The sequence below is a fragment of the Holdemanella hominis genome (assembly GCF_014306155.1).
GTDB classification, from domain to species: Bacteria; Bacillota_I; Bacilli_A; order Erysipelotrichales; family Erysipelotrichaceae; genus Holdemanella; species Holdemanella hominis.
The window spans coordinates 1-6,106 of the sequence record NZ_JACRWH010000079.1 but is presented as its reverse complement, the minus strand read 5'-3'; the positions used below and the strand labels follow the sequence as shown (position 1 = coordinate 6,106).

At 36.1% G+C, this 6,106-nt stretch carries 7 protein-coding genes; all 7 read right to left on the bottom strand.

The features are described from left to right. A partial coding sequence (locus H8911_RS11510; protein ID WP_186999753.1) for a carbamoyl phosphate synthase preATP-grasp domain-containing protein occupies positions 1-699 on the bottom strand: 699 nt, incomplete at its 3' end. Continuing rightward, positions 692-1,756 (bottom strand): glutamine-hydrolyzing carbamoyl-phosphate synthase small subunit, encoded by a 1,065-nt coding sequence (carA, locus tag H8911_RS11505; protein ID WP_186999752.1) that lies wholly within the window; start codon positions 1,754-1,756, stop codon positions 692-694. The genes carA and H8911_RS11510, both read right to left, overlap by 8 nt. A 3-nt stretch (positions 1,757-1,759) precedes the next feature. Next, positions 1,760-3,025 (bottom strand): dihydroorotase, encoded by a 1,266-nt coding sequence (locus H8911_RS11500; protein WP_186999751.1) that lies wholly within the window; start codon positions 3,023-3,025, stop codon positions 1,760-1,762. A gap of 2 nt (positions 3,026-3,027) precedes the next feature. Then, complete coding sequence (locus H8911_RS11495) at positions 3,028-3,930, bottom strand: aspartate carbamoyltransferase catalytic subunit (RefSeq protein ID WP_040466523.1); 903 nt, start codon at positions 3,928-3,930, stop codon at positions 3,028-3,030. 157 nt (positions 3,931-4,087) lie between these two features. Then, complete coding sequence (locus H8911_RS11490) at positions 4,088-4,465, bottom strand: RidA family protein (protein ID WP_186999750.1); 378 nt, start codon at positions 4,463-4,465, stop codon at positions 4,088-4,090. Positions 4,466-4,475: 10 nt separating this feature from the next. Further along, on the bottom strand, positions 4,476-5,099 hold the full coding sequence (locus H8911_RS11485; protein WP_186999749.1) for a DUF5052 family protein: 624 nt from the start codon (positions 5,097-5,099) through the stop codon (positions 4,476-4,478). Between the two features lie 243 nt (positions 5,100-5,342). Next, positions 5,343-5,957, bottom strand: a complete 615-nt coding sequence (locus H8911_RS11480) for an Rpn family recombination-promoting nuclease/putative transposase (protein ID WP_186999748.1) — start codon at positions 5,955-5,957, stop codon at positions 5,343-5,345. Between the last annotated feature and the right edge of the window lie 149 nt (positions 5,958-6,106).

Below are 6,106 nucleotides of genomic sequence, written 5' to 3'. Positions count from 1 at the left end.
GCTACAGACTACGATTGCGTTGTCATTCGCATCACGGATTACTTCGTATTCGATTTCTTTGTATCCGGCAATACTTTGTTCAATCAAACATTGATGTACAGGACTAGCCTTTAATCCTGCTTCACAAATTTCACGAAGTTCAGCCTCATCATCGGCGAAACCTCCACCCGTTCCACCAAGCGTATAAGCTGGACGAACTACGACTGGATAGCCCAATGTTTCACAGAATGCAACCGCTTCTTCTATTGTATGAACGATTGTACTTTCTGGTACTGGTTCATTGATATCTTGCATTAAAGAACGGAACAATTCACGGTCTTCTGCACGGTTGATAGCTAATAAATCAGTTCCTAGAACTTCTACGCCATATTCGTCTAGAATTCCATCTTCATGTAATTCTACAACTAAGTTTAATCCTGTTTGACCACCCAATGATCCTAAAATGGCATCGGGTCTTTCTTTATAGATAACGCGTTTAGCGAAATCCAAATTGATTGGTTCAATATAAACACGATCCGCAATTGTCGAATCGGTCATAATTGTGGCTGGGTTTGAGTTAATTAAGATAACTTCATATCCTTCTTCGCGAAGTGATTGACATGCTTGAGATCCTGCATAGTCAAATTCTGCGGCCTGTCCAATTACGATAGGTCCAGATCCGATTACTAAGATTTTTTTAATGTCTGTACGTTTAGGCATTATTGTGATCCCCCTTTTCAATCATTTCTACAAATTTACCATATAATGCATCCCCAGTTTGTGGATAGAATTGAATACCAAATGCAGGATATTCCTTATGTTCAATACCTTCACAACTCTTATCATTTAATGCTTGATAAGTCATTTCTAATGAAGCAGCTTCTAAGCTATCTACATCAACGGCATATCCATGATTTTGGTGAGTAATCTTAACTTTATTTGTTGCAATTTCTGTAACTGGAATATTTGATCCGTGATGTCCAAATCCCATTTTAGAAACAGTTGCACCTGAAGCTAATGCGATCAATTGATATCCTAGCCCAATACCGAATACAACGGTTTGTTTCATTAATTCTTTAACGACTTCAATCTGGCTAGTCAAATCACAAGGATTGCCTGGCCCGCTTGATAAACAAACTCCGTCTGGGTAGAATGACATAATTGTTTCAACGCTAGCATCGTGTTCAACAACAATTAAGTCCAATCCACATTTCGATAAATCGCGTAATGTGCTCATTGTTACACCAAAATCCACCACAACGACTTTCTTTCCGCGATTTGGCATAGGATAGACCTTCTTTGTTGAAACAGAAGATACTTGATCCTTCAATAGTTCTGTATTTTTTAATTCTTCTACAACCTTTTCAATGTCTGCATCGGTATTGCATAAAGTTGCCTTCATATTTCCTTTATCTCTTAATTTACGAGAGATTGCACGAGTATCAACCCCATAGATTCCTGGAATGTTTGCACGTTTCAAGAAGTGATCTAAACTTTCCTGACTTCTCCAGTTACTTGGTTGTTCGCAATAGTCTTTTACTACGAGACCAAATGTAGCTGGATCAATACTTTCATAGTCATCACGATTGATACCATAATTTCCAATTAATGGATATGTCATCATTACGATTTGTCCGCAGTATGCATTATCAGTTAAAATTTCTTGATAGCCAGTCATTGAAGTATTGAATACCAATTCTCCAATACGGAAGTTCTCACCACCAAAGCTGCGCCCTCGATATGTGCTCCCGTCTTCTAATACTAATAATCTTTCCATAGTTTATCCTTTCCATACTGTTTTTCCATCTACGATGGTTTCCTTTACTTGCGCATTTACGCTCCAGCCATTAAATGGCGTATTTTTCCCCATGGATTCAAATGTATCTATGTCAATCAAAGATTCATGTTCTAAATCTACTAAAACCAAATCGGCATTATAGCCTTCTTTAATTTGTCCTATATTCTCTAAGCCAAAACGCTTAGCAGGTGCAGCCGACATCCAATTTACCAATTGAGCCAATGTCCAACGTTTTTGACGGTGAACAAACTCTGTGTATAGTAAGGCAAATGCGCTTTCTAATGAAACAATCCCAAACGGTGCTTTATCCATAGAACGCTTCTTTTCTTCATAGGTGTGTGGTGCATGATCATTGGCAATGCAATCCAATGTTCCGTTTTCCAAGCCTTCAATCAAAGCCATACGGTCTTCATGACCTCTTAAAGGTGGATTCATTTTCCAGTTTGGTCCAACCACATCTTTATCTTCTAACAATAAGTGGTGTACTGTAACTTCAGCACTTACATTCGAACCTGATTCTTTTGCGTTTTTTAATGCTTCTACACTTTCTTTAGCTGAAATGTGGCAAGCATGATAAGCGTTTCCTACTTCTTTTGTGATTTCTAAATCACGAATCAATTGTGCACTTTCACAAGCACTTGGAATTCCTAGCCAGCCCTTAGATGTCACAACTTCACTGTCATGTACACAAGCCCCTGGTCTGCGATAACTCATATCTTCTGTATGAGCTACAATCATGCAGTCATTTTCTTTCGCCTTTTCCATGGCTTCTTTCATGATTTTTGGTGTAGCTACCCCAACACCATCATCACTGAACCAGTGTACACCCAATTCTTTGATGCCCTTCATATCCACTACTTCCTTACTTGCCTCTTCTAATGTAATGCAAGCATATGGATATGTATGTACAACAGATTCTTTTTTGATTAATTGTTGATAGTCTTTCATTGTGTCCACATCATCTGGAAAAGGGATGACATTTGGCATTGCAAACACAGAAGTAAATCCTCCATGTGCCGCCGCTAAACTACCTGTATGAATAGTTTCTTTTTCACTGTGTCCAGGTTCTCTAAAATGCACATGTACATCCACTAATCCTGGAATTACAGTTAAGCCTGTAGCATCTACTGTATCACAGTCTTTCAAGATAGAATCATCAATCTGAATGATCTTTCCTTCGTCAATTAAAATATCTTTCTTTTCGACACAATTGTCAATTAAAACTTGACCATTTTTGATTAAACGCATGCTTATTTTTCCTCCTTGAATGGAGCAAAACCAAATCCACGTTTAATAACGGCCTTTCTAACCAACATACCATTGTGCATTTGTTCAAAAATTCTTGATTTTTCAGCTTCCACTAAATCCGTATCAATTTCAACACCACGATTAACAGGAGCTGGATGCATCACGATAGCCTTGTCTTTCATTCTTGCATAACGTTCTTTTGTAAGACCATACTTTTCTAAGTATTCACTATCTGTCATACCAGCCATTCCAGAACCTCTTTCTTTCTGGATACGAAGCATCATGACAACATCTGCCCATTCAATGGCTTCATCGAAGTCAATTGTTGGATAGCCAGGTCTTTCCCATTCTTTTGGTCCGGCAAAACGAACGGTTGACCCTAATTTTTCTAAAGCTTCTTTATCACTGGCAGCCACTCTTGAATGTAAGATATCTCCACAGATTACTACATTTAAGCCTTCTAGTGTGCCAAACTCATTTTGCATAGTTAGTAAGTCTAACAAGCATTGTGTTGGATGGTTTCCTGCACCATCTCCAGCATTTAAAATTGGAATATTGATATTTTCCAATTCTTTAAAATATTCATCTTGAGAATGACGGATCACCACCATGTCATACCCAATTGATTCAAATGTCTTTACTGTATCATAAAGAGTTTCTCCCTTTGTGACACTGGATGCTCCTGCCGCAAAATCGGCTACTTGGCATCCCAATTGGTGCTGTGCACTTTCGAATGAGAAATGTGTTCGAGTTGAAGCCTCAAAAAAAAGATTAGCAACCAATGCTTTCTGCATTGGTAATTGCCAATCTTTAAAGGAACTATTAAAAAGTCTAGCATCATCAAGAATGCTATAGATATCTTCAACTGACAGATCTCTCATGGATAATAACGAATTTTTGTTCATATAATCCTCCTTGTGACCTTAAAAAAATGGATTTAAAAAGTCCCTTTTCAAATCCAATTTCTCTTTTATATATACTACCATAAATCATGGATTTTTCAACAATAAAATTCTTCAATACATCAAAGAACGAACTCTATTTACGACATATATGTTTTAACTATTTTTTGATTGCGATACACTCAATTTCTACCTTTGCATTTTTAGGTAATGCAGCTACTTCAAAGCAGCTACGAGTAGGATATATACCATCAAAGTATTTCGCGTATTCTTCGTTTACTTTCGCGAAATCTTTCATGTCATCCAATAATACAGTTGTCTTAACAATATCATCATATGTTAAGCCTGAAGCTTCTAATAATACACCAATATTTTCAAAGACTTTCCGAGTTTGTTCAACAACATCTTCACTAACCAAATTTCCTTCTGTATTCATACCTAATTGTCCAGATAAGAATACAAGTCCTTCTGTAGCAATCCCTGCTGAATATGGCCCTAATGCCTTAGGTCCTTTTGTACTACTAATTTGTTGTTTCATTTTGTTTCTCCTAATCCAATAATTCTTTATCAATGATTTGAAAATTTGCTCTATGAATATACAAAGCCTTACCATCAATCATAAGTTTCGTCATTTTTGGTAAATTATCTGGAATCTTCCAATACACCTTATCTCCAGAGTAGGCGGCAATTGGCTGTCCTAATTGGGATTTAATGACTACAATTCTTCCTTTGCCAAACATATTTTTATACTTGTTGATAAAACGAGCAACAGACGTATTGTCCGATATTTGTCCATGTGTATTTGAATCAATATCTTCTTGTATGAAATCCACATCCGGTGTTAAGCCTTTTTGTTCAAAAACACAAGTATCTCCACATGATTCTATTTCTTTTCCGTCTACCGTTATCGTAATTACACTTGATAATTCATAGCCACGAACAACACGTCCATCTTCATCATAGGAAGTAGACTCTACCGCATTACCTGTAATACTGATTTTATCCCCACTTGTCTCCATGACTTCACTACCATAATTATCATACGTATAGATTGTGTATCCATTACCTACTAAATTGCCCTTGATATCATTAAGTGCTGATTGAAACATGCTACAACCACTCAATAATATACATAAGCATACTACACTTATTCTTTTTATATTCTTATTCATATTTCCCCCATTTTATAATGCATTTTCTAAGCTTTCATCAATAGCTTTTTAATTAGCTCTACACTTACTGAAAAGATGAATGCGATAGCTTTAATTCCAAATTCCTTGTTCATCATTTTTTGATACATTTCAAGCTCTTTTTTTCACGACCTCGTTCAATTCCTTTTTTCATCCCTTTAGCTTTACCTCAAGCCATCTCTTTTCAACTTCACACATTTCAATTTCCTCCTTTTCCTCTAATTCTTATAAATCCAACCATTCTACATCCGTTAATGTCTTGACGATTTTTAACACACTGCTTTTCACAAGCCCAAAATGATTACTCGTTCCTTCATAAATAGACTGATCATAAATACTTCGACATATATAGAATAGATTATACACATCTTCTTCATTAAAATTATATGAAGTATTTCCTGTGATTTCAATCAGATTCATTTTGCAGTCATGGAAATAGGATTCAAATCTTTCATCCACCTCGACTAGCTCAGAAAGCTGTCTTGCTGCATTCCAGGGCCTTTCACCTGTATAGAATACCAGAATGTTTACCATAGGTAGTTTCTTATTATTCCTATTCTTCTTTAACATTCGCTCATACGCTACATACTCATATGTAGCCGCTCTTACAACCATCGAAGCATCCGCATAACTTTGATTCTCAATAATGAATGCACTATAAAGATTTCCATCATTGTACTTACGAATCACATCCACATGTTTTTCTAGATCCATATTCGAATCATTCATCTCTGAATCAAGTTCTACACCATTCTCTGGTTTAAGAACTCTTTCTCCATCAAAGAAGTACGCATTAAAGAAATCGACAAAATAGGTATTGTTTTCTAAAAATTCCTTCATAATTTTGTCTTTTGATTTATTCATGTGATTTCATATACGAAATAAATTGAGGTTTTCCAAAAAAGATGTATATTTTGATAATTTCACATAATTCAATCGGATTTCACAACATTTACCAAAGTTATACTAAATTTATGACAACATGGAAT

Bases quoted from the DNA above. Each gene is read 5' to 3' on its own strand.
- carA (WP_186999752.1), bottom strand. From the start codon at position 1,756: ATGGAAAGATTATTAGTATTAGAAGACGGGAGCACATATCGAGGGCGC.
- H8911_RS11500 (WP_186999751.1), bottom strand. From the start codon at position 3,025: ATGCGTTTAATCAAAAATGGTCAAGTTTTAATTGACAATTGTGTCGAA.
- H8911_RS11495 (WP_040466523.1), bottom strand. From the start codon at position 3,930: ATGAACAAAAATTCGTTATTATCCATGAGAGATCTGTCAGTTGAAGAT.
- H8911_RS11490 (WP_186999750.1), bottom strand. From the start codon at position 4,465: ATGAAACAACAAATTAGTAGTACAAAAGGACCTAAGGCATTAGGGCCA.
- H8911_RS11485 (WP_186999749.1), bottom strand. From the start codon at position 5,099: ATGAATAAGAATATAAAAAGAATAAGTGTAGTATGCTTATGTATATTA.
- H8911_RS11480 (WP_186999748.1), bottom strand. From the start codon at position 5,957: ATGAAGGAATTTTTAGAAAACAATACCTATTTTGTCGATTTCTTTAAT.